General features: G+C 40.0%; 18 protein-coding genes, 1 other RNA gene and 2 pseudogenes. 3 read left to right on the forward strand and 18 right to left on the reverse strand.

Going from position 1 to position 23,519, the window contains the following annotated elements:
* The 17 genes and pseudogenes from QM374_RS09015 to QM374_RS09095 form a co-directional block, all read right to left on the reverse strand.
* On the reverse strand, positions 1-3,821 hold a 3,821-nt coding region (locus QM374_RS09015), incomplete at its 3' end, for a Rib/alpha-like domain-containing protein (protein WP_414311527.1).
* Positions 3,822-4,734: 913 nt separating this feature from the next.
* Positions 4,735-5,401 (reverse strand): annotated as a pseudogene (locus QM374_RS09020) (DNA alkylation repair protein).
* A complete protein-coding gene (locus QM374_RS09025; protein ID WP_414311528.1) occupies positions 5,402-6,034 on the reverse strand; it encodes a response regulator in 633 nt (210 codons plus the stop codon). It abuts the pseudogene before it with no gap.
* A gap of 18 nt (positions 6,035-6,052) precedes the next feature.
* On the reverse strand, positions 6,053-7,042 hold the full coding sequence (locus QM374_RS09030) for a sensor histidine kinase (RefSeq protein WP_414311529.1): 990 nt from the start codon (positions 7,040-7,042) through the stop codon (positions 6,053-6,055).
* Positions 7,039-7,737 (reverse strand): cell wall-active antibiotics response protein LiaF, encoded by a 699-nt coding sequence (liaF, locus tag QM374_RS09035; RefSeq protein WP_414311530.1) that lies wholly within the window; start codon positions 7,735-7,737, stop codon positions 7,039-7,041. Before liaF ends, QM374_RS09030 begins: the two co-directional genes overlap by 4 nt.
* Before the next feature lie 94 nt (positions 7,738-7,831).
* Complete coding sequence (gene fni, locus QM374_RS09040) at positions 7,832-8,833, reverse strand: type 2 isopentenyl-diphosphate Delta-isomerase (RefSeq protein WP_414311531.1); 1,002 nt, start codon at positions 8,831-8,833, stop codon at positions 7,832-7,834.
* Positions 8,811-9,824 (reverse strand): phosphomevalonate kinase, encoded by a 1,014-nt coding sequence (locus QM374_RS09045; RefSeq protein ID WP_414311532.1) that lies wholly within the window; start codon positions 9,822-9,824, stop codon positions 8,811-8,813. The genes fni and QM374_RS09045 overlap by 23 nt, the downstream gene beginning before the upstream one ends.
* Positions 9,811-10,764, reverse strand: a complete 954-nt coding sequence (gene mvaD / locus QM374_RS09050) for a diphosphomevalonate decarboxylase (RefSeq protein WP_414311533.1) — start codon at positions 10,762-10,764, stop codon at positions 9,811-9,813. The genes QM374_RS09045 and mvaD overlap by 14 nt, the downstream gene beginning before the upstream one ends.
* Entirely contained in the window at positions 10,746-11,624 is an 879-nt protein-coding gene (gene mvk, locus QM374_RS09055) for a mevalonate kinase (protein WP_414311534.1), read from the reverse strand. Before mvk ends, mvaD begins: the two co-directional genes overlap by 19 nt.
* A gap of 123 nt (positions 11,625-11,747) precedes the next feature.
* Positions 11,748-12,689, reverse strand: a complete 942-nt coding sequence (locus tag QM374_RS09060) for an N-acetylmuramoyl-L-alanine amidase family protein (protein WP_414311535.1) — start codon at positions 12,687-12,689, stop codon at positions 11,748-11,750.
* Positions 12,690-12,784: 95 nt separating this feature from the next.
* Positions 12,785-13,474 carry a response regulator transcription factor gene (locus tag QM374_RS09065; RefSeq protein WP_414311536.1) on the reverse strand — a complete coding sequence of 230 codons (690 nt, stop codon included), beginning with the start codon at positions 13,472-13,474 and terminating at the stop codon, positions 12,785-12,787.
* A gap of 11 nt (positions 13,475-13,485) precedes the next feature.
* Positions 13,486-14,910 (reverse strand): NADP-dependent phosphogluconate dehydrogenase, encoded by a 1,425-nt coding sequence (gene gndA / locus QM374_RS09070; protein ID WP_311522583.1) that lies wholly within the window; start codon positions 14,908-14,910, stop codon positions 13,486-13,488.
* A 76-nt stretch (positions 14,911-14,986) separates the two neighbouring features.
* Positions 14,987-16,450, reverse strand: a complete 1,464-nt coding sequence (mapZ, locus tag QM374_RS09075) for a cell division site-positioning protein MapZ (protein ID WP_414311537.1) — start codon at positions 16,448-16,450, stop codon at positions 14,987-14,989.
* A gap of 12 nt (positions 16,451-16,462) precedes the next feature.
* Positions 16,463-17,620, reverse strand: a complete 1,158-nt coding sequence (locus tag QM374_RS09080) for a THUMP domain-containing class I SAM-dependent RNA methyltransferase (protein WP_414311538.1) — start codon at positions 17,618-17,620, stop codon at positions 16,463-16,465.
* Positions 17,621-17,701: 81 nt separating this feature from the next.
* Positions 17,702-18,082: RNase P RNA component class B (rnpB, locus tag QM374_RS09085), an RNA gene on the reverse strand.
* An 18-nt stretch (positions 18,083-18,100) separates the two neighbouring features.
* Positions 18,101-18,430: a cell division regulator GpsB gene (gpsB, locus tag QM374_RS09090; RefSeq protein WP_371561187.1), complete on the reverse strand. Its 330-nt coding sequence runs from the start codon at positions 18,428-18,430 to the stop codon at positions 18,101-18,103.
* Between the two features lie 69 nt (positions 18,431-18,499).
* Positions 18,500-19,027, reverse strand: a complete 528-nt coding sequence (locus tag QM374_RS09095) for a DUF1273 domain-containing protein (RefSeq protein ID WP_371608131.1) — start codon at positions 19,025-19,027, stop codon at positions 18,500-18,502.
* Between the two features lie 67 nt (positions 19,028-19,094).
* Between QM374_RS09095 and recU the strand changes: the two genes are divergently transcribed.
* From recU to QM374_RS09110, 3 genes and pseudogenes are all read left to right on the forward strand, one after another.
* Positions 19,095-19,691 (forward strand): Holliday junction resolvase RecU, encoded by a 597-nt coding sequence (recU, locus tag QM374_RS09100; RefSeq protein ID WP_414273236.1) that lies wholly within the window; start codon positions 19,095-19,097, stop codon positions 19,689-19,691.
* Positions 19,688-21,853 carry a penicillin-binding protein PBP1A gene (gene pbp1a / locus QM374_RS09105; RefSeq protein WP_414311539.1) on the forward strand — a complete coding sequence of 722 codons (2,166 nt, stop codon included), beginning with the start codon at positions 19,688-19,690 and terminating at the stop codon, positions 21,851-21,853. The genes recU and pbp1a overlap by 4 nt, the downstream gene beginning before the upstream one ends.
* A gap of 113 nt (positions 21,854-21,966) precedes the next feature.
* Positions 21,967-22,813, forward strand: a pseudogene (locus QM374_RS09110) (IS630 family transposase).
* 350 nt (positions 22,814-23,163) lie between these two features.
* Here QM374_RS09110 and QM374_RS09115 read toward each other — a convergent pair.
* Positions 23,164-23,519: transposase (locus QM374_RS09115; RefSeq protein ID WP_414311540.1), on the reverse strand; the 356-nt coding region annotated here is incomplete at its 5' end.

The following is a 23,519-nucleotide window of genomic DNA, read 5'->3' on the forward strand; positions in this document are numbered from 1 at the left end:
TTGAACTCTACTGTTGTACCCTTAGGAAGATCCTTGAGGTTGTCAATTGAATCTTCTGCTTTTGGTTTGTCACCTGGTTTAACAGTTTGATCTTTCGCTACTGGAGTGTTCTTATCTGCGTCTGTTGGTTTTTTAGTTACAAATTGTGATAATGGTTTTGTATCTTTAGAACCATCTGTATAGGTTACGACAAGATTTCCTTTGCCATCGTTTGTGACTGATTTAATCTTACCATCTTTATCAACTGGAGTATTTTTTGCGATATTGGCATCGTCATTGTCCTTGTTGTACTCAAGTTTCAGTTTTTTTTCGATTTTAGCTAAGTCATCTTTTGTTACATTAGTTGGATCTGCTACTTCAACTTTATCAGCTGGAGTTGCAATATCGTACTTATCTGTTTGAGATTTAACGATGAAGTGAACATATCCTGGTGTCTGAGTTGCATTAGGGTTTTGATCTAATGCTCTAAAATCAGTAGCTGATGGTGCATTATCATTGTCATTAGCAACAACAAAACTTGTCCAATGGTTTGGAGCTTTAAGTGTTGTAACACCTGTCATCTTAAGAGTAGCTGTAGCACCTGATACAGTACCATCACCATGAGTGACTGCTGAATTCTCGATTTTTCCAGTTGTGAAACCGTAACCTGCCGTATTATCTGTTCCAATACCACCAGGACCACGTACATACATATCTTTAACAGCAGTGTTGTCTGATGCTTTGAATGTTAAATCAGTGTTTTCACCTGTATAAACATAGATTTCTTTCTTATCTTTATTTGAGTATGGAAGTTCAACTGTTGGAGCTACGTTTACAAAATCTGATAAAGCTCTTTTTTCTTGAGAACCATCTGCATAGGTTACAACAAGATTTCCTTCGGCATCTTTTGCTACTGATTGAATCTTAGCATCTTTATCAGCTACAGTTTTACCTTTTTTGTCTGCTAAGTTAGCATCATCGTTGTTTTGAGAGTACTCAAGTTGAAGTTTCTCTTTGATTTTGCCTAGCTCAGCATTAGTTACATTAGCTGGATCTGCTACAGTAACTTTTTCAGTTGGAGTTGCAATGTCATATTTTTGAGCTTGTGTTTTAAGAATGACACGGAATGCACCTGGGTCAGTTGGGTTTCCTACGGCTTTATTCTCAATAAATGCACCATCTGTGTCAGTTGCTGTTGCATAACGCCATCCTAAAACCATACCTGGTGCTTTATCTCCCTTAGTTGCTGCATCAAAGTCAGATTGGCTCAAACCATCTGTTGCTGCTGGGGTACCTCTATAAGTGATTACCGCTGGGGTAGCATCTGTCGCTGTAGTTTCAGCATTGATAACATTTGCTTTAAATCCATATTGAGTATTGATAGTATTTTCTTCACCTGCAACATCATCAAACGCTCTGTTACCACCTTGTTTTACAGTGGCACTCGCAATTTTTCCGCTATCATCTTTGAATTTAATGTCAAATGAGTTTTCTTCTCCAGAATATACATAAACTTCTTTAGTATCTTTATTAGAGTATGGAATCTCTACTGTTGGAGCCTCGTTTTGACGTGCAGGATTTACAACTACAGTAACTTCAATCTCACCTGACTCTTTACCTTGGCTATCAACGGCTTTATACTTAACTGTGTAAGTGCCTTGGGTATTTGTATCAACTGTCTTGGTTGCTGCGTTGCCATTTACTGAAACAACTTCAGCATGAACCTTATCACCTAGTGTTGCTTGAGCATCATCTTCTTTATCTGCTACGGTCACAAGAGATGCAAGGTCAAGTTGAGCACCTTGAGTAACAGTTTTTCTGTTTCCTTCAACAGCTGATGCGATAGTTGGTGCTTGGTTTTCTACTCCACGAGGTTGCCAACCAGCCACACTTGAGAATCCACCATCTACCACGTTTGAAATAGCTGATACTTCCGTACCTGCAATCTTGTCAGCCATCGTGAGGACAATCGTATCTTCAAACTTACCATGTGCGTATGATTTTACAGTTGCCTTATCTGACTTTTGTGATACCCATGCAGATGAGGCATTGTCACGTTTGACTGGAATCTCAACTGTTTGACCCGCAGTATTTGTATAGCGCATGTAGGCAATCCCTGCATCATGAGGAACCTTAAGAGTAACTTCTTTTTGCCCTGCTACAACTGCATCTTGGTTAGTAGTCAAGCTTGAAGGTTCAACAGTTGTCTCACCGACAGATACTGGTACAGTACGGCGGCTACTTTCTTCACCGTTAACTACTTGGCTTACCTCTACTGTTTGACGTGGTTTGATTGTTGTACCATCACCTTGGTTGTTGTTCAAAGCTGTTGGAAGCTCACCAGTAGTCCAGTTTCCAGCACTGTCAACAGTGACATTGCCGATGTTTTGCTCTTGACCATCGATATAAAGCTTGATTTTAGCCCCTGGAACCCCTGTCCCTGAAAGAGTGCTTGAAGTTGAAGCTACAGTTTGAATAGGAACGTTGACAGAGGTGTTGGTCAAGTTTGGAGTCACCTTTGGTGCATCAACCTGACTTACCAAGTGCTTGTCGTACTTACCTGTGAGACCATACCAGTTATTTTTTGGTAAGCCTGTTTTAGAGTCAATACCTGCAATATAAGAAATGGCCTGTGAAGGGTCTGTAACCACAGTACGGTACTTAATAGTAACCTTGCGTGCCTTAGTGTTGTTAGCAAAACCAAGGACATAAACCTTTTCGGTTTGATCCATAACACCACTAAGACCGGGTACCGAATTGATATTCCCAACAGTATTTCCAACACGCCAGTTAAGCTTATTTCCAGCATCGATAAACTGCTGACCTTCTGCAGACGGCGAACCACCTGATGTAACATTTCCATCCACCCAGCCATCGCGGGGTCTGTAAGCGCCGTTGTTATATTCTGTCACAACTTTATAAGGTTCAGATACATTTTTAGGGATTGTAAAGTAGTAGTATCCTCCCATCAGATCGTACTGAGCCTCGTTAAAGGTTACCGTCCACTCCAAGACTGGACGGCCTTTACCCTCTGGGTCTGTAGCCACTGTTTTTCCATCGGCTACCTCATAGTCTCCCAGCTGTCTGTACTCAATCTTGGCACGTTGAGTTGGATCTCCATCCTCAATTTTTTTACGACTCCGGTATTCGAAATTGATGTCTTTCCCTTCTGCAGAGCGATCTTGAGCACGTTCTTGTCCTGCAGCTCGACGGCTTCTTGACTTAGGTTGAGTGGCTGAAGTTTCTGCTTCCGTTGCTTCTTCAGCTTTAGCCTCTGTTGCTTCAGTTTTAGCCTCTGTTGCTTCAGTTTTAGCCTCTGTTGCTACTGTTGCTGCTTTTTCTTCTTTGGCAGCAAGCTGAGCTACTGTATCTTTGAGACTAGCGACCGCTACATCCACTTGGTCTTGGCTAGCTTCTGCATTTGCCAAAACATTTTGTGCTTGTTCAAGGGCTGTGTTCAAGCGAGAAAGAGAGTCTTCTGTCTTGCCTGCTTTGTCCAAGCCTTTTACTTCTTCGACCAATTGGGTCAAAGCTTCTTTGTTAGCTGTTTTTGATAAAGTGGCTTCTGAACTTGTAGGATTTTCAGCAACCACTGGTGAAGTTGTTGATACCTCCACTGCTGGTGCCTTATACGTTCCTACTTCGTCACTAGTGCTTGCTTCAGCAGCTGAGTTGGCAGTTTTAGTCTCTACCTCCCCAGTATCAGCTGTGTCGGCCTTAACCGTTGGAGCTACCAAGGCTGCACCAACTGCAAAGACAAGCGAACAACCAAACAAGAAATGTTTTCCTTTTTTGATCATTCGCCAGTTCTTCTGCTCTGCATTTTTACGATTAAAATACATTACATTATCTCCTTTTTTTTAAAATAACTGCATGTCTTTTACATACAATTCAATTATACATCTCTTCTAGAAAATAGTCAATTAAAACAATTTTTGAACTTTCAAGTATTTTATAAACCCAAAACTACATATATAACGTTTTCAATTACTTAATATAGTTATCTAAAAATTAAGTAAAACAGGATTCTAAACATATAGTTTTCTTCACTGGGTCTTTTAAGACACAAAATTTCAAAAAAACAGAAAATTTACACTAAATTTTCAGAATGAAAGAAAAAATAAATGAATCAAGTTTTTTTATCAAAGAACATTAGCGACCCTAAATTTTCTTGAATCTTTTACTACTCAAAAAATCAACCTACACTTTTGATTGACAGACCACTTAAGAAAGATGCTAGTCCAAGTATATATTTTTAATTTACAAGTCAATCAATGAATCTTCTTATGTTCTAAGAAGCTAAGGGAAAAGTTTTTAATAAATCCTATACTATAGGTGATCGCACACTGAAAATTTCTGCTCTTTTTGATTTTATAGGCTTAAAATGGTGTTTTCTTTTTAAAATTATGAGATAGCACCGAGGGATGCCATCGATTACACCTGCGAGAGTCAAATATAGTAGATTGCAATAAAGTACGAACAAATCGTTTAGGAAAGGCAAACTAATTTCTAGAAATATTTTTTAGGAGTCATAGTGTACTGTTCTAGATTCAATACACTATAAAAGGACTTAGTCTTCTAGCATACTGGACTAAATCCTTGGTCTAAATCATTTGTCTCTTTTTACAGTCTGAACAACAGCGCTAGGCTCATTCGACAGACATCTTTCTCGAGATGATACTCTCTACTATCTTGTTGTTAACAAGTTCTACTAGCTACCGCCTATTATGTTTTTTTCTGGTCAGACATGAGTTTTTAGGACTGCTTGAGATACTTGCTTGCTTCTTTGATACTAAGTTTAGCCATTCTTTCCTTGTTTTTTTCGATGAAACTTACTACCCATTCTGGATTGGTCTTAGAGTAGTCTCTTAGAGCCCAGCCGATGGCTTTATTGATAAAAAATTCTGTCTGGTCCAGATTGTTTAGTAGGATTTTTTCCATCAGTCGGACATTCGTTTTTTCTTTTCTTAACAACTGGTGATCAATAGCAACTCGTCTCAGCCAGATATTGTCTGATAGGCTCCATTGGAGGATTATTTTCTCCCAATTCCAGCTTGTCATACACCAAATTCCCTACTACTCGATCTAGAATATCTATCGTATCCCACCAGGATTTGGTCACGACCAGACGCTCAAGCTTAGGCAAATCGCTCTCTGTTAGATAAGATTGCATAGCTTTCAAATAGTTGGCGCCCACATACTGGTATTCTCTTGGCTTCTTTTCCCAGCAAGTGTCCACAAAATCCCAATCGATGATCTTTGTTTTTTTCTCGCTTGGAAAGTATTTTCTATAGAGCGCATTTCTTTCAGGTGCCGCAATACCTAGAAAGGAAAATTGCTGGCGCATATAGGCTTCCATAGGCCCTGCCTTTATCAGATCTTTTGCCGCTTCTAGCTCCACAAGTAAATCTGCTAAACTCATCTAGAAGTCCTCATGGCCTACCAAGTGATGCTGAAAGGCATAGACTGCTGCCTGGGTGCGGTCGCTAACCTGAAGTTTAGCCAGAATATTCGAAACATGTGTTTTAACAGTCTTGAGGGAGATAAAAAGCTCATCCGCAATACGCTGGTTCTCATAACCTTTAGCAATCAGTTGAAGGACATCCCGTTCACGCGCAGTCAAGTCCTCGTGAAGTTCAATATGATTGCGATTGTATTCTACCTTCTTACTCACCTCTTGTTCAATAGCCAACTCTCCAGTCGCCACCTTACGAACAGCGTGCAGCAATTCGTCCGCGCTAGAAGTTTTGAGCATATATCCCCTAGCTCCAGCATTCAAAACCGGCATGATTTTTTCATTATCTAGGTAAGATGTCACAATCAAGATTTTAGCCTCTGGCCATTCTTTGAGAATAGCTAGTGTTGCATCAATCCCATTGACTTCAGGCATGACAATATCCATGACAATCACATCTGGACGAAGCTCCAAGGCCATGGAAATTCCTTCCGCACCATTGGTTGCTTCTCCTACAACCTCTACATCATCTTGTAACTCAAAATAACTTTTTAAACCCAGACGCACCATTTGGTGGTCATCTACTAATAATAGTTTCATTTCATTTCCTTTTGTTAGTCACTCAAGCAAGGGGATCCGAATATCCACTGCCAAACCCTGCTTAGGAACCGTCATCAATTGTACTGTCCCAGCCATATCTTCCACTCGTTCTTTGATATTACGTAGTCCATAGCTTAGTTCATCAACATCATCTAGCTGAAAACCGCGACCATTGTCTACTACCTTTAATTGCAAGCCTGTTTCCGTTTGATAAAGGTAAACATCTAGACAGGAAGCTTGGGCATGACGGAGTGTATTACTAATCAATTCTTGTACAATCCGAAAAATATGTTCCTCAATCTTTTTAGGTAGTTCAGTTACCTGATATTTAAAGCTTACCTTCAGCTCACTTTTTTCTTCTAGCTCTTTGAGGAGTAGCTGAATCCCCTCCACCAAGCTTTTTTGTTCCAGTTCAATTGGTCGTAAATGCAAAAGAAGAATGCGCAAGTCTCTTTGAGCTGTCTCTAAAATGGAAGTCACACTTTGGAGTTGTGTTTGCATCTTCTCTCTGTCTAATTTGGAAGCTTGTTGACTGAGCCCCGATAAAATCATATGGGCAGCAAAAATTTCTTGGCTGACTGTATCATGCAAGTCACGTGCGATTCGCTTGCGCTCCTTTTCAACAATTTCTTCTTCTTTGACCAAGGCCTGATTGTCTGCTTTTTGAATAGCTTCTGTCAACAAACCGAGCTTTCCTGATAAGTTTTTAAAACTTGCGTCTAAGTCAGCATCTCCCAGACTTTCTATATCTTTGCCAGCTAGGAGACGTTTGAGATTTGCTTGGATTCTTCTCTTTGAAATTTCGTCAACCATTGTCCAGAATAGGACTAATAAAAAGGCTAGGGCAGCACTAAACATTAAAGCCAGAAATAAGATTTTTTCTGTTTTTTCTAAATCTTGGAAGAGAGAATTCCACTCTAAATCCAGAACTTTAAAAATGCTTCGAAATAGAAAAGCAACAAAGAGAAATGAGGTGAGACCAATTAAAATATAGGGTTGTTTTTTCATCCTCGCACCACCTCAACATCTCCAACCATGGTTGTCAAAAGAATCTTAACACTCTTAGGACTCTTGAGATAATCTCTGGTTTCTTGATGAAATTGCTCATTACGTAAAGCACGTTTAGGCTGGTCAAAGAAGGTTAAATCTCCGTACAGAGAATTGACACTGAGGCTGACTTCTACATCCACTGGTACAATAATTCTAGTCGTACCCACCAGTTTTCTCAAGATGATGACATTATCATGATTGCTCAAAATCACGTGCTCTAGATGAATGGTATCCTTCCCCATGAGACGAAAAAGGTTGATATCATCAAAGCGGCAAGTCTGGTAGCTTGAGAAGTGGTGTAGATTCCCAAACCAGCGATTTTTCTCCCTCTTCACCGTCACTACTTCTTCAAAAAACAGATTGGCGTCTTCTCTTTCCTGGTTCATCATAGGATAAAGCAAGAAGAGACTATAAATCAAAGCCACAAAGATAGCTAAAATGACAAAGGGATTGAGCATGATGATAAAGAAAAATAGGATGCTCACTGCCACTAATATGAGGTTATTCCCCTGTCTTCCAGTATAGTATCGAATCAGCAGTAAAAACAAGAGCAAGATCAACAGAAAACGGGAAAAATGCTCTGATACCATCATAATCAGAGCTCCTGTTAATAAACAAGCTTCAATAAATAGAAAAATTTGAAATTTTCGCATGTATCCGTCCTCTCTATTTTATTTTATCACAAATCCCAAAAGTCACATCAGTCTGAGGAATGATAAAAAGATCGGGATAAAAATCCCGACCTCCTCACATTTGGTCTTTTGCTTCTTTTAATTTTCCATAAAGGAGATAGTCGACCTGCTGCAAATCCTCAATCCTTGCACAATTAAGGGCACACATAATCAAGCGTAGGTCTTCCTTCCAGCTTTCAACAATGGAAATAACGACATCAACAGAGTAATTTTCAACCAGCTCTAACATAGTGCGTGATAGACCAACTGCCTTGGCTCCAAAGACCAGGCATTTGATGATGTCTAGTGGATTGCGCACTCCTCCACTTACCAAAAGCTCCATCTTATCTTTCCAATCTTGGGCATTCAGAAGTGCTTGCATAGTTGATTGTCCCCAATCATTGAGGTAGCCACGTTGACCACTGCGACGATTTTCGATATAGGCAAAGCTAGTTCCCCCACGACCAGACAAATCAACAGTTCCAATCCCCATATCGTATGCTTTAGCAATGGTCTTAACATCCATACCAAAACCGACTTCTTTTAAAACAAGAGGTACTGAGATTTGATCAGCATAATCTTTCAGATTATTTTGCCACAATCTAAATTGACGCTCACCTTCTGGCATAAGTAATTCCTGCATGACATTGACATGAACTTGCAAGAGAAGAGGATTCATTTCTTTCACTGTTTGTAATCCTAGTTCTACAGGTTTATCCAAGCCAATATTGGTTCCAAGAAGTAGATCAGGATGATTTGACTTCACGGAAAAAGAATCATCTGATGGATCCTTAAGTGCAGCGCTGTAAGAACCTGTCACAAATAAAATCCCACAAGCATCTGCCACCTGAGCCAGCTTTTGATTGATTTCTCTCCCCTTATCGCTTCCACCCGTCATGGCATTGATATAAAAAGGAAAGTCCCATTTTCGCGCTGCAAATTCTGTCGAAAGATCAATCTCATCTATGTCGTATAAGGGTAGCGAGGAGTGGATCAACTCCACTTCATCAAAACTATTATAAGAACTTTTTTGTTCAAGGGCATAGCGGATGTGTTCATCCTTCCGATTTGTCGTCATGTCCTATCCTTTCTTGATACAAGAGCTCAATTCCTAAATCAGCCCAACGATTTTTCAGTAATGTGGTCGAATCTTGGTCAAAGCCAAGTGCTATCCCACAGTCTCCACCACCAGCACCACTACTCTTAGCAACAGCTTTTAAGTCTTGGCTAGCATTTTTTAATTGCCTGAGCAAAGGTGTGTAAATATCTGAACTCAAGCCTTCTAAGAGTTGGCTAGCTTGTTCTAGCAAGTCAATAACGGTTTCTTCTTGACCTACCTGCAAAGCATTCACCAAGTTAGCTACAATTTCTTTTGAAGACTGCAAAAAGCTAGCGTTCATATTATTCTTGATTTGCTTGACCATGTGACTAGATACAGCCACTTCCTTGGTCCAACCAACCAGAAAGTCAAATGTCAAGACCGGTTCAACACTCCTAATAGAAAAGCCCCAGTCACGTGCTAATACAGCCTGAAAGCCTTCTTTTTCTAGCCAATTTGCCACTTTCTCACGGTCAAATGACTGATAGAGTACTAGGTCTTCTGATACGATACAGGCAATGTCCCCCATGGAACCATTGTCCCCACGTTTGAGAAGAACTGCACTAGCCAGTTTAAACAAGAGTTCTCTTTCAGCGGGTCTTTCATAGAAAGCAAGCATGGCCTTGATGACCAAAACAACCACACTACCACTAGAACCCAGACCAAACTTCTTCCCCTCACGCTCCATTTTTCCACGAATCTCTAAAGAAAAAGGACGCAAGTCAACTCCTTGGGCAGTCAAATATTCCTCCACCAAGGCAACTGTTTCTTGAATCAAAGCATAAGAAGAATCTGGGCGCATATCTACACTGTAAGTAAACATATCTGAGTAGAGTCGATAAGCATCAGATATTTTAATCTCAGCCGTCATATAGATGGGAATAGCCTTTATTAGCGCCAACTGTCCTGGTTCTAAAATGGCATACTCCCCAGCCCAATAGAGCTTCCCACAAGTTTTAACAATCGTCATCTTGGCTCAAATCCTTTGTCTTTGAAACGATTAAGCGATAGCGTTGACCTAAGAGTTCTGATAGATGTTCCAAGTCTTTTTCTAAACAAAGAACCTTTACATTAGGCCCCGCATCCATGGTAAAGTAGCAAGCTTCTCCTTGTTCTCTAAGCTGACGAACGAAATCCATAGCCTCATAACTCGCATCTGTCAGATAAGAGAAAGGCGGATTTGCAGTTTTTGTCGTAGCATGCATTGCAAGAGCGTTCTTCTCTGTTAATTCTCCAACTTTCTTAAAGTCATTTTCCTTGAGGTAGACCAGCATATCCTTGTAGTCTTGTTCAGATTGACGAATCCACTCATCAAATGTTGTCGAAGTTTCCACACAGAGTTTCATACCATCCCGACTAGAGATTGGTTTTTTCTGGTCTTCCAAGACCAACATAATCATAGCTAGTTTCAAGTCAGTTTCAACTGGATAAATCTCTCCACTATCCTTATCCCAAGCTGCCAAAGGTCCATAAAAACTACGAGATGAAGAACCCGATGCAAATTTAGCTTCCAAGGCCAATTCTTTACGATCTAGTCCTAATTGGAAATAGGCGTTGCAGGCTTTGACCAGGGCAGATAAGCCACTGGAACTTGAAGAAAGACCTGCTGCTGTCGGCATATTGTTCTTGGTATCGATACGAACAAAACCTGCTCCTTCAGGACGGTAGCGATCAATGATTTTACGCATCTTGGCATGCTCTGCCTCGTTTTGCAACTGATCATTGATGTAGAAAGCATCCGAGCTTGCATCTGCTGGTAAAGGAGAAAGTGTTGTCTCCGTATACATATTTTCTAAGGTTAGAGAGATACTGCTAGTCGCAGGAACCATCTCTTTTTCTGCTTTCTTACCCCAATATTTGATAATAGCAATATTGGCATAGGAACGTACTGTTACAGGCTTTCGATCCATGTCTGAACAGCTCCTTTCTCTTCTAATCTTTCTGCGAGTTCTTGTGCTTGACTGACATTAGCAACCAAGGCGATGATGCAGCCTCCTAGACCTCCACCACTCATCTTGGCGCCTAGAGATCCATGTGCAAGAGCAGTTTCTACCAAGGCATCTGCCTCAGGGCTACTAACTCCGATTTCTTTTAGATTTCCATGAGCTTTGGTTAGAATTTCTCCCAGCTTCACGGCATCTTTTGTTTTTATTGCTTCTTCTGCTTCTTGGGTCAACTCTCCTAGCGCATGCAAGAAAGGTAAGGCATCCTTGCCCTTGCTCTCAACAACTTGGATAGCTTCACGAGTATGTCCATAAACTCCAGTATCTGCAATAACCAGATAAGCTGACAAATCCATGGTTAATTCTTCAAAACCAACATTCTTGATAAAACGAATAGGCTGGTCACTAAGACAGGTCTTGGCATCTAAACCACTAGGATTCATATGGGCAATCATCTCCGCCCGATTGACCAAAATTTCTAAAACATCATGTGGAAGTTCTGCTTGGTAATAATCAAATACCGCTCGAATGGCCGCAATACTTATGGCTGCTGAAGAACCCATCCCACGTTTTTCAGGAATAGCCGAGTCAATTTGACAACGGATGCAAGCATCCTGGATATTTAAATACTCAAGGGAAGCATAAACTGCCATGGACAAGGTATCCTCTTTAAACAGACGCCATGATGTCGCTGCTGGAACCACCCGACAAGTCACCTCCACCTCTAAAAGAGGTAAAGAGATGGCTGGGTATCCATAAACCACCGCATGCTCTCCTATTAAAATAATTTTACTATGTGCCTGACCGACACCAACTTCTTTTGTCATTTAATCCTACTATCAGATGAAAATCATCTGTTTCTAGATAAAATTTTAGAACTTTATTCCTTTCTATTTTATTATATTTTCACAAAAAAAGCGATTGTTTCCTTTCACAATCGCTTGTTTTCATTATTGTACCCACTCACCATTATAGTTGACCTGGTAGCCACCTACTGCGGTATTTACAGCTAGGGCACCTGAACTATAGGCATAGTACCATTTACCATTAACTTGGAACCAGCCTGTCACCATAGCTCCTGACGAACGAAGATAATACCAAGTATTATCGACATAAATCCAGCCAGTTTTCATATCACCATTTTGAGCATCTAGGTAATACCAAGTTGAACCATCTAGATACCAACCTGTCGCCATAGCACCTGATGAACGGAGATAATACCACTTGTTACCAAGATATTGCCAACCTGTTTGCATTGTAGCAGTTGTTGGATCTAGATAGTACCAAGTGGAATTGTCGTTAATCCAGCCACGTGCGAGCTCCCCAACAGTCAATCTGTTGATGCGAGAATCAAAGCCACCATCCTTCTGTAAATAATACCAGTGCCCCTCATCATGAACCCAACCGGTTTTTAAGGTGTGATAACTTCTTTGGTCTTCAAAATAGTAGACTCGTTTCTCTGCTGGACTATCATATTGTTCACCATGATATTTATCGATATTTGTATCAGTTTTTGCTTCTAAAACTTGCTTGCCAACAAACTCTTGTAGTACGCCATCTTGATTAAAGTAGTACCATCTTGACATTGGCATATATTCTAATCTTAACCCATTTGGATAAGGACCAATTGTACTACCTTTGTCTGGCATGGGAATATATTGCCAGCCGACAACCATCTCTCCTGATACATGATCAAAATAATAGTACTTCCCATCTATCTCTCGCCAGGCCTTTTCTTTGAGATCCCCCTTCTTGTAGTAGGTTCTACCATTTTCTTGGACAAATTGCCAGCCTTCTGAATCAGCATCATCCGCAAATACTGTACTTGTAGCTGGCAAGCTAAAGAAAAAGACTGCTAGTCCAACTTGCATCATTTTTTTCAAAAATTTCATTCTTCTTTCCTCCAAAATGATTGTAGCAAAGATCAAATCATATGTCAACATTTAAACGACTCAAAAAAAGCAGTTACAAAACTGCAACTGCTTTTCTATTCTTGCATGGTATAACCAACACCACGCACGGTTTTAATGTAGCTCTTTTGACCTTTCACGTCAAGTTTGCTACGTAGATAACGGATATAAACATCCACTATATTGGTTTCGGTCGCACTCTCATACTTCCAAACACTTTCCAGCAATTGTTCACGAGTTAAAACCTTCTTACTTCCCATAAGGGTAGCTAAGAGGTCATATTCACGACGTGTCAGAGCAATCATCTCCTCGCCACGATAGACGGTATGATGTTCTACATCCATACGCAGATTGCGATAAGCTGTCGGAACTTTCATCTGACTACAGTGTTGGTCGATGAAATCTCGACCTCGGAAGATAGCTGAAATACGACTGACCAAATCATCGATAATGATTGGTTTATAGATGTATGAAACAGCGAAACGCTGGATTGTTTCAAGTTGGTCTTGCAATTCTTCTCGATGGTCCAAGACCATGATCACCGCAGCTGGCTTGGTTCGACTCAAGTTATCTGCAAAATCCTGGGCTGTCATATCCCCTAGATGAGCATTCAGTAAAATCAAGTCATAGTCTGTCTGAAGAGCCATGGAGAGGGCTTTTTGTCCCTCATCTACCTGATCAACTCGGTATTGCTCTTTTTGGAGTTCCAGACTTAAAAAATGAGCTAGATTTCTTTCTTTCTCAAGTAATAAAATCCGTTTCCCCATGGCTGACCTACTTATTTTTCGTCATACCAAGAGTAGTGGAATGTTCCTTCTTTATCCTTACGTTGGTAAGTGTGGGCACCAAAGTAGTCACGTTGTGCTTGGATCAAGTTCGCTGGAAGATCAGCTGAACGGTAGCTGTCAAAGTAAGTGATAGCTGCTGAGAATGTTGGTACTGGTACACCAGCTTGAACAGCAAGAGCTACGATATCACGAACAGATTGTTGGTACTTAGCAGTTACGTCCAAGAAGTACTCATCCAAAAGAAGGTTAGCAAGATCTGCATCACGGTTGTAAGCATCTGTGATCTTTTGCAAGAAACGAGAACGGATGATACATCCATCACGCCAGATAGAAGCGATGTCCGCAAATGGCAAGTTCCAGTTGTTTTCTTTAGAAGCTACACGCAATTGCGCAAAACCTTGGGCGTATGAGATGATTTTTGAGAAGTAAAGGGCTTGACGGATTTTTTCAATCAATTCAGCCTTATCGCCTTCAAATTTGAAAGCAGCTGGTTTTGGAAGCACCTTGCTGGCATGAACACGTTCTTCTTTGTAAGTAGAGATGTAACGCGCAAATACTGACTCAGTGATGAGTGACAATGGCACACCAAGGTCAAGAGATGATTGGCTAGTCCATTTACCAGTTCCTTTGTTTCCTGCAGCATCCAGGATGTAGTCTACGATTGGTCCATCTTGACCTTCATCATCTTTACGTCCAAGGATATCAGCTGTGATTTCAATCAAGTAGCTGTCCAATTCACCCTTGTTCCACTCAGTAAAGATTTCAGCCATGTCTTCTGCAGAAAGGCCAAGCAAGTGTTGCATAAGATCGTAGCTTTCTGCGATCAATTGCATGTCACCGTACTCAATACCATTGTGGACCATTTTCACGTAGTGACCAGCTCCATCAGGACCGATGTAAGTTACACATGGTTTCCCATCTTCTGGGGCTTTTGCAGAGATTTCTTCAAGAACATCTGCTACCAAGTCATAAGCTTCTTTTTGTCCACCAGGCATGATAGATGGTCCTTCAAGGGCACCTTTTTCACCACCAGAAACACCTGTACCGATAAAGTTGATACCTGAGTTCGCCAACTCTTCATTACGACGGATGGTATCTTTATAGAAAGTGTTTCCTCCGTCGATCAAGATATCACCTTTATCCAAGTGTGGAAGAAGGGCTTGAATGGTCGCATCTGTACCAGGTCCTGCTTGAACCATAAGCATGATACGACGTGGTTTTTCAATTGAATTTACGAAGCTTTCGATATCATAGCTTGGCACGAAGTTTTTATCAGGGTGGCAAGCAATCACATCTTCAGTTTTTTCTTTACTACGGTTATAAATAGCAACTGTATAACCACGAGATTCAATATTAAGGGCAAGGTTACGACCCATTACGGCCATACCAACAACACCAAAGTTAGCTTTTGTCATGTGACACTCCTCTTGTTTAATATGTTTTATTTTATCATGTTTATCTGTGAAAAGAAAGAATTTTGTAACAATTTGACTAGTAGTCTAAATCATCCGCATGTCCAGAACCATTACCTACAAAGTAACCTGTCTTACAATTAAGGGTAAAGAGATAGGTACCGTCTGGTTTATAAAGATTATAGTAGCCATTACCATTAACAATATTCACAGGTTCCAAAATATATTGGTTGCCTGTAATGTAGCCACGCGCACGCGAAGTCTCAAGAATGCGTTCAAGGACACCATCTGCAAAAGTCCAAGCAGGATCACTACTATCACTTACAGCGGCTTGATTGTACGGTACTCGACTGACACTTCTTTGTAGGTTCACACCATTGCTTGCTAGTCCACTATTTAGGATATTATTTGCTGAGGCTGTTTCACCCGCTGAAGTTGATGCATTAGCAGAGCTGCTAGCATTGCTTTCAGTTGCAGAACTTGACTCTGCTTGGCTTGATGAACTTGACTGACTACTGCTTGAGCTTGTAGAACTTGAAAGTTGACTCTTACCGAGACTAATAGCCTTAGCTAGCAGTTTATCAATTTCAGTATTCCCTGTCTTAACTTCGGTAAATTTAGCATCTGCCTTTACTTTAGCATTTGTATTTAGAACACCATCTGTGATAGCTGGTGTTTCAAATTGAGCATTAACATCTTGTACCGCTTTGATTTGTGTTTCAAGACTATCGTATTTTGATTTGGCAAGAGTATGCTCACTAGCTCCCTCAAGTTTATCTAAAAGCTCTTTGAGCTGACTCAGCTGACTAAACTGACTATTTTTTAGGGCAGTTTTATTCTCATCAGTATAAAAAGTATCATAAAGACTGTTAAATTGATTGAGAATTACTTGATTACTTACCAAACCTGCATCAGATGACTGAGACTGAATTTCTTGGGAAGAACGCGCAATTTGACGATAAACGTAGTAGCTACCCCCAATAATCAAGACAATAATCGCTAAAAGAGCTGACAAGATGACCCACAGCTTTTTGTTTTGTGGCTCATCTTCTGCTTGAGCAGAGCGAGATAAGGATTGATGTTCCTCTTGCAAAGCTTCATCATCCTCGGCAACAAGGGGCTCAGTTTCAGATTCCACTAGGTTTTTATCCATAACCAAGGTTTCTTCAAGGGGTGGAAGGAGAAATTCTTCCATTGCTACTCCCTCTTCTTCAGCAGCAATCTCTAAGTCAGGGACTTCTTCTACTGGTTCAACCTCTTCATCAATTGTTTCTTTGGCGTCTTGAAGCAAATCATCTAGACTTCGAAGTTCCTCTTTCTTCGCCTGAATGTTAGTAAATTTATCAGCTTCGATTTCTTCACGGTGTTGTTTAATGTATTTGTCCAAAATCGTATCATCAGGAGTTACTCCTGCTTCGATTTCTTCATTTTTTCGAATAACCTGTCCAACTGTCAGATCCTTAGCTTCCTCAAAATCAAACTGAGGTTCCTGAGATATTTTCTCAGGTTCTAACAACTCTTCTTTTTTATCCTTTGGATCCATGGCAACTCCTTTCTAATCTGTCAAATTTCTTTTGACACGTTGACCAAAATATTGATATAAATCAACTTTCAAAGTACCATTGTAGAGTTTTCGTTTTTTGTCCGCCTGACTACCATATTTGCTTTCAAAGGCTTCGTCACTAGTCAGGATAAACTTACTCCACGTCTTGAGAGGCTCAAAAACCTCACCCATTTCAGCATAGAGCTTGGTAACCCCTGCATCATCTGACAAGCGTTCACCATAAGGCGGGTTAGAGATAATCACCCCATTGATCTTATCGGAACGTAAATCCTGCACGCGCATCTGCTTAAAGGTAATATCTCCTGCAACCCCTGCTGCCTGGGCATTGGCCTTAGCAATTTCCACCATGCGAGCATCAATATCACATCCCATAATATCCAGTTCAATCTCTCGATCTATCTGCTTACTAGCTTCAGTTCTGACTTCTTGAATCAAGCGGTCACTGACCCAGTTCCATTCTTCAAAGGCAAAGGAACGACGCAGACCAGGCGCCATCTTTCTAGCAATCATAACTGCCTCGATACAGAAAGTTCCTGAACCACAGGTCGGATCAATCAAAGGCTTATCAGGGTACCAGTTTGACAGTTGCAAAATCGCAGCTGCCATATTTTCTTTGATCGGAGCTCCACCTTTTTCAGTACGGTAACCACGTTTAAAGAGACTTGACCCAGTTGTATCAATCATAACAGTCGCTACATCTTTCAAAATGGAAACTTCAATCTTGAACTCTGGACCATTTTCCATGAGAGGAACGCCCTCTGGTCGTGCATAATGTTTTTGTAATTTCTTAACAACTGCCTTCTTAGAAATCGCCTGCACACTTGGCTCATTGTGTAATTTTGACTTGACACACTTAGCCTTTGCAATTGGGAAACGTGCTCCAAGCGGGAGATAGTTCTCCCAATCTAGAGCAAAAACACCTTGGAAGAGTTCTTCAAATGTTTTTGCAGGAAAAGTTCCCACGACGATTTTGATTCTATCCGCAGCTCTTAGCCACAGGTTGGTTTGGATGATTGCTTTCACATCACCTTGAAAACGGACACGACCGTTTTCAACCTGACAATCGTAACCCAACTCTCTTACTTCACGCCCAACTACAGCTTCCAAACCCGCCGCAGCAGTCGCAATTAAATTAAATGTTGTTTTCATTTCAGTCTTTTATAGACCTTTCTTTATTCACTTTAAAAAATGAGGTTGAGAATATATCTCAGCCCCAACCTATATGCAATTTTCTATAAGCCATGTTTTGTTCCAGAAGTGACTAGGACCACTTCCTTCGATAATCATCTGTCTACCACTAGCAGCTCTAGCTGATAGTAGTCAGAGTACTACGTTCGTTTCCGCGCACTCCATGCCCCGACCAAAATTTGGGTTGCTAGCTTGAGGGGTTTACCGCGTTCCACTCTCTCCGTTTCCAGAGAGACTCCGTCACTGTGGCACTTTCAAGCCTACTCTGACCTATCAAAAGACTTAGCCATTTCAACTGCCGTAACGATTTCTCGTCCCTAGGCTTATGGTTTCGCCTAGCACAAACACTACAGGCATCACAGCCTGTGCTAGCATGGACTTTCCTCATGAAAAGAAATTCTCTTCACGCGATTATCCAAAAATTGCACAACAAAATCATTCTTAGAAATCAGAATTATCCAAGATTTGTTTGCCAAATACTTCTTTTTCAAGACGATTCAAACGTTTCAAAATATCAAAGTTTGTCATAGAAGTCGTACTTCCATGATCTGCTGATTCAGAAGTTGCTGGTGTCACTTGAGGTTTTTTCGCCAATTCTTCTTTAAGCTCCGCGATTTCTGAACGCAATGATTTTACTAATGCTGCATAAGTTTCATAATCCTTGATGACATCATCCAAGAATTCATCAACCTCTGCTTTACTATATCCACGTACTTCTCTTCCAAAATCCTGTTCAAAAATATCTTTTGCTGTAAAAATAATACTTGCCATGTCTCTCTCCATTCTCAGTTGCTAGTATTATTATATAAAAAAAGGCAAACAAAAAGCAAGGTCAAAGGCTCAATTTTCGGAAAAATTTTCAGCTACTTCGTTTAATTCCTCAAATGTTAATCTTTTTGTAATATAGTTGTCTTTCTTTTTCATCAGTTCGTAAAAATACTTCAGTTTTGTTTCATTTTCTTCATCATAAAAAAGATAGGCTCCATCTGTATTTTCAAGTAAGAAAAGTTGATAGTCTCGTAATTGACCCTTGTGTTCATAGTTCGGATAGGCGTACTTAACAAAATCAACTTGTTTAAATTCACTCAGTTTGACCTGATTCCCCTCATTCCAGTTTGCCCCATGAGTCTCAAAATCAAAGATAGTTGCAAGTTGGAAACCAAAGTCATCTTTCATATCTCTGGCCACCTCTAAAACCCAGTGTTCAAATCCCAGAGTTCCCGTAAATACCAACCATTTCAACCCTTCGTCTGCCATTTTTTCCAAATCTCTACGAATGGCTTTTTTAATAATTTTTAAACGAATATCTTTGTCATTAAACAATCCTAAATCAAAGCTAGAATAGCCTAAAACCAAGGCTGTATGCATTTTTTCACCCTTTCTGTTCACTTTTATGGTATAATAGAGTGATGTTATTGTACCAATAAGGAGAATTATGGTCAACTATCCTCATAAACTTTCATCGAAAAAAAAACAAGAAGTCACCTCACAAACTAAAAATTTCGCAAATCGTGGGATGACCTTTGAAAAGATGATCAATGCTACAAACGAGTATTATCTGACACACGGTTTAGCTGTTATCCATAAGAAACCAACTCCTGTTCAGATTGTCCGCGTAGACTATCCGCAGCGTAGTCGGGCTAAGATTGTTGAAGCTTATTTTAGACAGGCATCGACTACCGATTATTCTGGAGTTTATGAAGGGTTTTACATCGATTTCGAAGCTAAGGAAACTAAGCAAAAACATGCCATTCCGATGAAGAACTTCCATCCTCATCAGATTCGGCATATGGAACAAGTCCTTGAACAAAAAGGGATTTGCTTTGTCCTTCTTCATTTTTCTTCTTATCAAGAAACGTATTTATTGCCGGCACTTGACCTCATCCGTTTTTATCATCAGGATATGGGGAAAAAGTCAATGCCGCTTGACTATATCAAAGAATTCGGTTATGTGATTGAGCAGTCTGCTTTTCCACAAATTCCTTACCTTGATACAGTCAAACAACATTTACTAGGTGGTAAAACAATATGAACAAACAAACTATCTTGCGCATCGTTAAATACCTCAGCATTGTTACGATTAGCTTATTTATCGTAGCTTTCCTACTTGGCGGTGGTGTATTTCTTCACTATGCAAACAAGGCTCCTGAACTCTCTGAAAGCAAACTTGTTGCAACTACATCAAGTAAAATTTATGATAGCAAAAATGAACTCATCGCAGATTTAGGTGCTGAACGTCGTGTCAATGCTCAAAGTAGTGACATTCCTACTGATCTTGTCAATGCGATTGTCTCTATCGAGGATCATCGCTTCTTTAACCACAGAGGAATTGATAGCATTCGAATAGCAGGAGCTTTCCTACGTAACCTCAGTAGTAATGGTGGTCTTCAAGGGGGATCAACCTTGACCCAGCAGTTGATTAAGCTGACTTATTTCTCAACATCAACAGCTGATCAAACTCTATCCCGTAAAGTTCAAGAGGCTTGGTTGGCTATCCAGCTAGAGCGAACTGCAACTAAGCAAGAAATATTGACCTATTACGTCAATAAGGTCTACATGTCAAATGGTAACTATGGTATGCAGACAGCTGCGGAAAACTATTATGGTAAGGACCTCAAAGACTTGTCCATCCCTCAGCTAGCACTCTTAGCAGGTATGCCACAGGCTCCAAACCAATACGATCCCTATTCTCATCCTGAAGCAGCCCTTGAAAGACGAAACCTCGTTTTGTCAGAAATGCAAAAACTAGGCTACCTTACAGCCGAGCAATATGAAACAGCAATCAATACCCCAATCACAGATGGACTTCAAAGTCTAAAATCTGTTAATAGCTATCCACCGTACATGGATAACTATCTTAAAGAAGTTATTGACCAAGTAGAGCAAGAGACAGGTTATAATCTATTAACAACAGGTATGGAAGTCTATACAAACGTCGACCAAGAGGTACAAAAACACCTTTGGGACGTCTATAATACTGATCAATACGTAAACTATCCTGATGATGATATCCAAGCAGCTTCTACTATCATTGATGTATCAAATGGTAAAGTTATTGCCCAACTCGGATCTCGTCACCAAGCTAGTAATGTATCCTTTGGTACTAACCAAGCAGTGGAAACAAACCGTGACTGGGGTTCAACTATGAAACCAATTACGGACTATGCACCTGCACTTGAGTACGATATCTATGACTCAACTGCTTATATGCTTAAGGATGTACCATATAACTTCCCAGGTACTAGCACTCCAGTCTACAACTGGGATCGTGGCTATTATGGTAACATCACCCTTCAAACTGCTATCCAACAATCTCGTAACGTACCAGCAGTTGAAACTCTTGATAGAGTTGGACTCGATAAAGCCAAAAAATTCTTAAACGGACTTGGCATTGATTATCCAACCATTGTATATGCAAACGCAATTTCAAGTAACACAACTGAATCAGGTAAACAGTACGGTGCAAGTAGTGAAAAAATGGCTGCCGCCTATGCTGCATTTGCTAACGGTGGTATCTATCACAAACCAATGTATATCAATAAAGTTGTCTTTAGCGACGGTAGTTCAAAAGAGTTTTCTGATCAAGGTACTCGTGCTATGAAAGAAACAACCGCCTATATGATGACAGAAATGATGAAAACAGTATTATACTCTGGTACAGGTCGTGACGCTTATATTTCATGGCTTCCACAAGCAGGTAAAACTGGTACATCAAACTACACTGATGAAGAGATTGAAAACCACATTAAAACAAGTCAATTTGTTGCTCCGGATGAAATGTTTGTTGGTTATACCCGTAAATATTCAATGGCGGTCTGGACTGGTTACTCAAACCGCCTTACTCCAATCGTTGGTGATGGCTTTACTGTTGCCACTAGTATCTATCGTTCTATGATGCAGTATCTAGCAGAGGACGATCACCCTGGTGATTGGACAATGCCAGAAGGACTTCATAGAAGTGGTGATTACATCTTCAAGAATGGGGCACGTAGCAGCAACTGGATTCCACAGTCAACTCAAGAAAGTTCGACTACAGAGAGCTCTAGCTCAAGTTCAACTTCAACAACTGAAAGTGAAAGCTCTTCAAATGAAAATACGAATGGCACTACCAATCCAAATGCAACGCAACCAAACTCATCTGCAAATCTTCAACAACAAAATCAACCCCAACAAAATCCACGAAGACAACAATAAAATATATAAAAAAACTGAGGATTTATTCTCAGTTTTTTTATATGCAGTTTTTTATGGTAGAATCTTATAGTCAATTGAGCCTAAAACAGTACATAATGTGGTATAATCTTCTTATGGCATATTCATTAGATTTTCGTAAAAAAGTTCTCGGCTATTGTGAGCGAACAGGTAGTATAACAGAAGCATCACACATTTTCCAAATCTCACGTAATACCATTTATTGCTGGTTAAAGCTAAAAGAGAAAACAGGAGAGCTAAACCATCAAGTAAAAGGAACAAAACCAAGAAAGGTTGATAGAGATAGACTTAAAAACTATCTTACTGACAATCCGGACGCTTATTTGACTGAAATAGCTTCTGAATTTTGCTGTCATCCAACTACCATTCACTATGCTCTCAAAGCTATGGGGTACACTCGAAAAAAAAGAATCACACCTACTATGAACAAGACCCAGAAAAAGTAACTTTATTTCTTAAAAAATTTAATAGTTTAAAGCACTTAGCACCTGTTTATATTGATGAAACAGGATTCGATACTTATTTTTATCGAGAATATGGTCGCTCATTAAAAGGTCAGTTAATAAGAGGTAAAATATCTGGAAGAAGATATCAGAGGATCTCACTGGTTGCTGGGCTAATAAATGGCGAGTTAATCGCTCCAATGACTTACGAAGAGACGATGACGAGCGACTTTTTTGAAGCTTGGTTTCAGAAGTTTCTCTTACCAACATTAAACACACCATCAGTTATTATTATGGATAATGCAAGATTCCATAGAATGGGTAAGCTAGAGCTCTTATGTGAAGAATTTGGCATAAACTTTTACCACTTCCTCCCTACTCACCTGAGTACAATCCTATTGAGAAAACATGGGCTCATATCAAAAAGCACCTCAACAAGGTATTACCAAGTTGTAATACTTTTTTCGAGGCTCTTTTGTCTTATTCTTGTTTCAATTGACTATACTTTCTACCAGGTCAAACTTTTTAAAAATATGTAGAGAAACAACTGAACAGGTTAAATATCTCAATCGCAACCTTATCCCCAACACAAATCAAATAGTCGGGAAAACTGTTTAAAATTATAGATAAAAGATATCTTACTTTTATGTAATACTGGAGCGTAACTTAGAATGTCTGTTCTACTACTTCAATGCAGTGCTTGAACTAATAACCAAAATGTCAAACTAATGTCTCAGGAATGATATCAAAAGGCCAGACTTTTTGTCGAGCCTACTGAAAAAGTAGCTCTCATACTTTTAATGAAATGAAAACCGAGGAACTACTCATCAATTTGAGCGAATTCCTCGGTTATTTTTTATTTATTAAGGTCATAATTCGTTTCATATTGACCACAAAGATGGTTGTGGCTGCCTGTAACTCCATGCTGAAAAGACCCGATGCTCTTGCGACATCAAAGCCATGTCTCTGTTTTAGTTCGGCATTCTTCGCTTCAATTTTATAGCGATGTCTGGCCATTTCTTTAAAATACGGTGTTTCCTGAAATTTCTTCTGGAAAAGACGGTCGTTACTCTTAATAGTTATTGAATAAGTTTTAGACTTTGCACCCTCCTTATAACACCCTTCCTTGGAAAGGCAACTCTTGCACTTCTCAATGTCAAAGTAATGAGTGACAACTTGATTCTTATTTTGATATTTTTTCCCTG

The sequence above is a fragment of the Streptococcus infantis genome, from assembly GCF_047465525.1.
Taxonomy (GTDB): Bacteria; Bacillota; Bacilli; order Lactobacillales; family Streptococcaceae; genus Streptococcus; species Streptococcus infantis_R.

Coding starts and splice junctions, on each gene's coding strand:
- QM374_RS09025 (WP_414311528.1), bottom strand. CDS start 6,034: ATGAAACTATTATTAGTAGATGACCACCAAATGGTGCGTCTGGGTTTA.
- QM374_RS09030 (WP_414311529.1), bottom strand. CDS start 7,042: ATGAAAAAACAACCCTATATTTTAATTGGTCTCACCTCATTTCTCTTT.
- liaF (WP_414311530.1), bottom strand. CDS start 7,737: ATGCGAAAATTTCAAATTTTTCTATTTATTGAAGCTTGTTTATTAACA.
- fni (WP_414311531.1), bottom strand. CDS start 8,833: ATGACGACAAATCGGAAGGATGAACACATCCGCTATGCCCTTGAACAA.
- QM374_RS09045 (WP_414311532.1), bottom strand. CDS start 9,824: ATGACGATTGTTAAAACTTGTGGGAAGCTCTATTGGGCTGGGGAGTAT.
- mvaD (WP_414311533.1), bottom strand. CDS start 10,764: ATGGATCGAAAGCCTGTAACAGTACGTTCCTATGCCAATATTGCTATT.
- mvk (WP_414311534.1), bottom strand. CDS start 11,624: ATGACAAAAGAAGTTGGTGTCGGTCAGGCACATAGTAAAATTATTTTA.
- QM374_RS09060 (WP_414311535.1), bottom strand. CDS start 12,689: ATGAAATTTTTGAAAAAAATGATGCAAGTTGGACTAGCAGTCTTTTTC.
- QM374_RS09065 (WP_414311536.1), bottom strand. CDS start 13,474: ATGGGGAAACGGATTTTATTACTTGAGAAAGAAAGAAATCTAGCTCAT.
- gndA (WP_311522583.1), bottom strand. CDS start 14,910: ATGACAAAAGCTAACTTTGGTGTTGTTGGTATGGCCGTAATGGGTCGT.
- mapZ (WP_414311537.1), bottom strand. CDS start 16,450: ATGGATCCAAAGGATAAAAAAGAAGAGTTGTTAGAACCTGAGAAAATA.
- QM374_RS09080 (WP_414311538.1), bottom strand. CDS start 17,620: ATGAAAACAACATTTAATTTAATTGCGACTGCTGCGGCGGGTTTGGAA.
- gpsB (WP_371561187.1), bottom strand. CDS start 18,430: ATGGCAAGTATTATTTTTACAGCAAAAGATATTTTTGAACAGGATTTT.
- QM374_RS09095 (WP_371608131.1), bottom strand. CDS start 19,027: ATGCATACAGCCTTGGTTTTAGGCTATTCTAGCTTTGATTTAGGATTG.
- recU (WP_414273236.1), top strand. CDS start 19,095: ATGGTCAACTATCCTCATAAACTTTCATCGAAAAAAAAACAAGAAGTC.
- pbp1a (WP_414311539.1), top strand. CDS start 19,688: ATGAACAAACAAACTATCTTGCGCATCGTTAAATACCTCAGCATTGTT.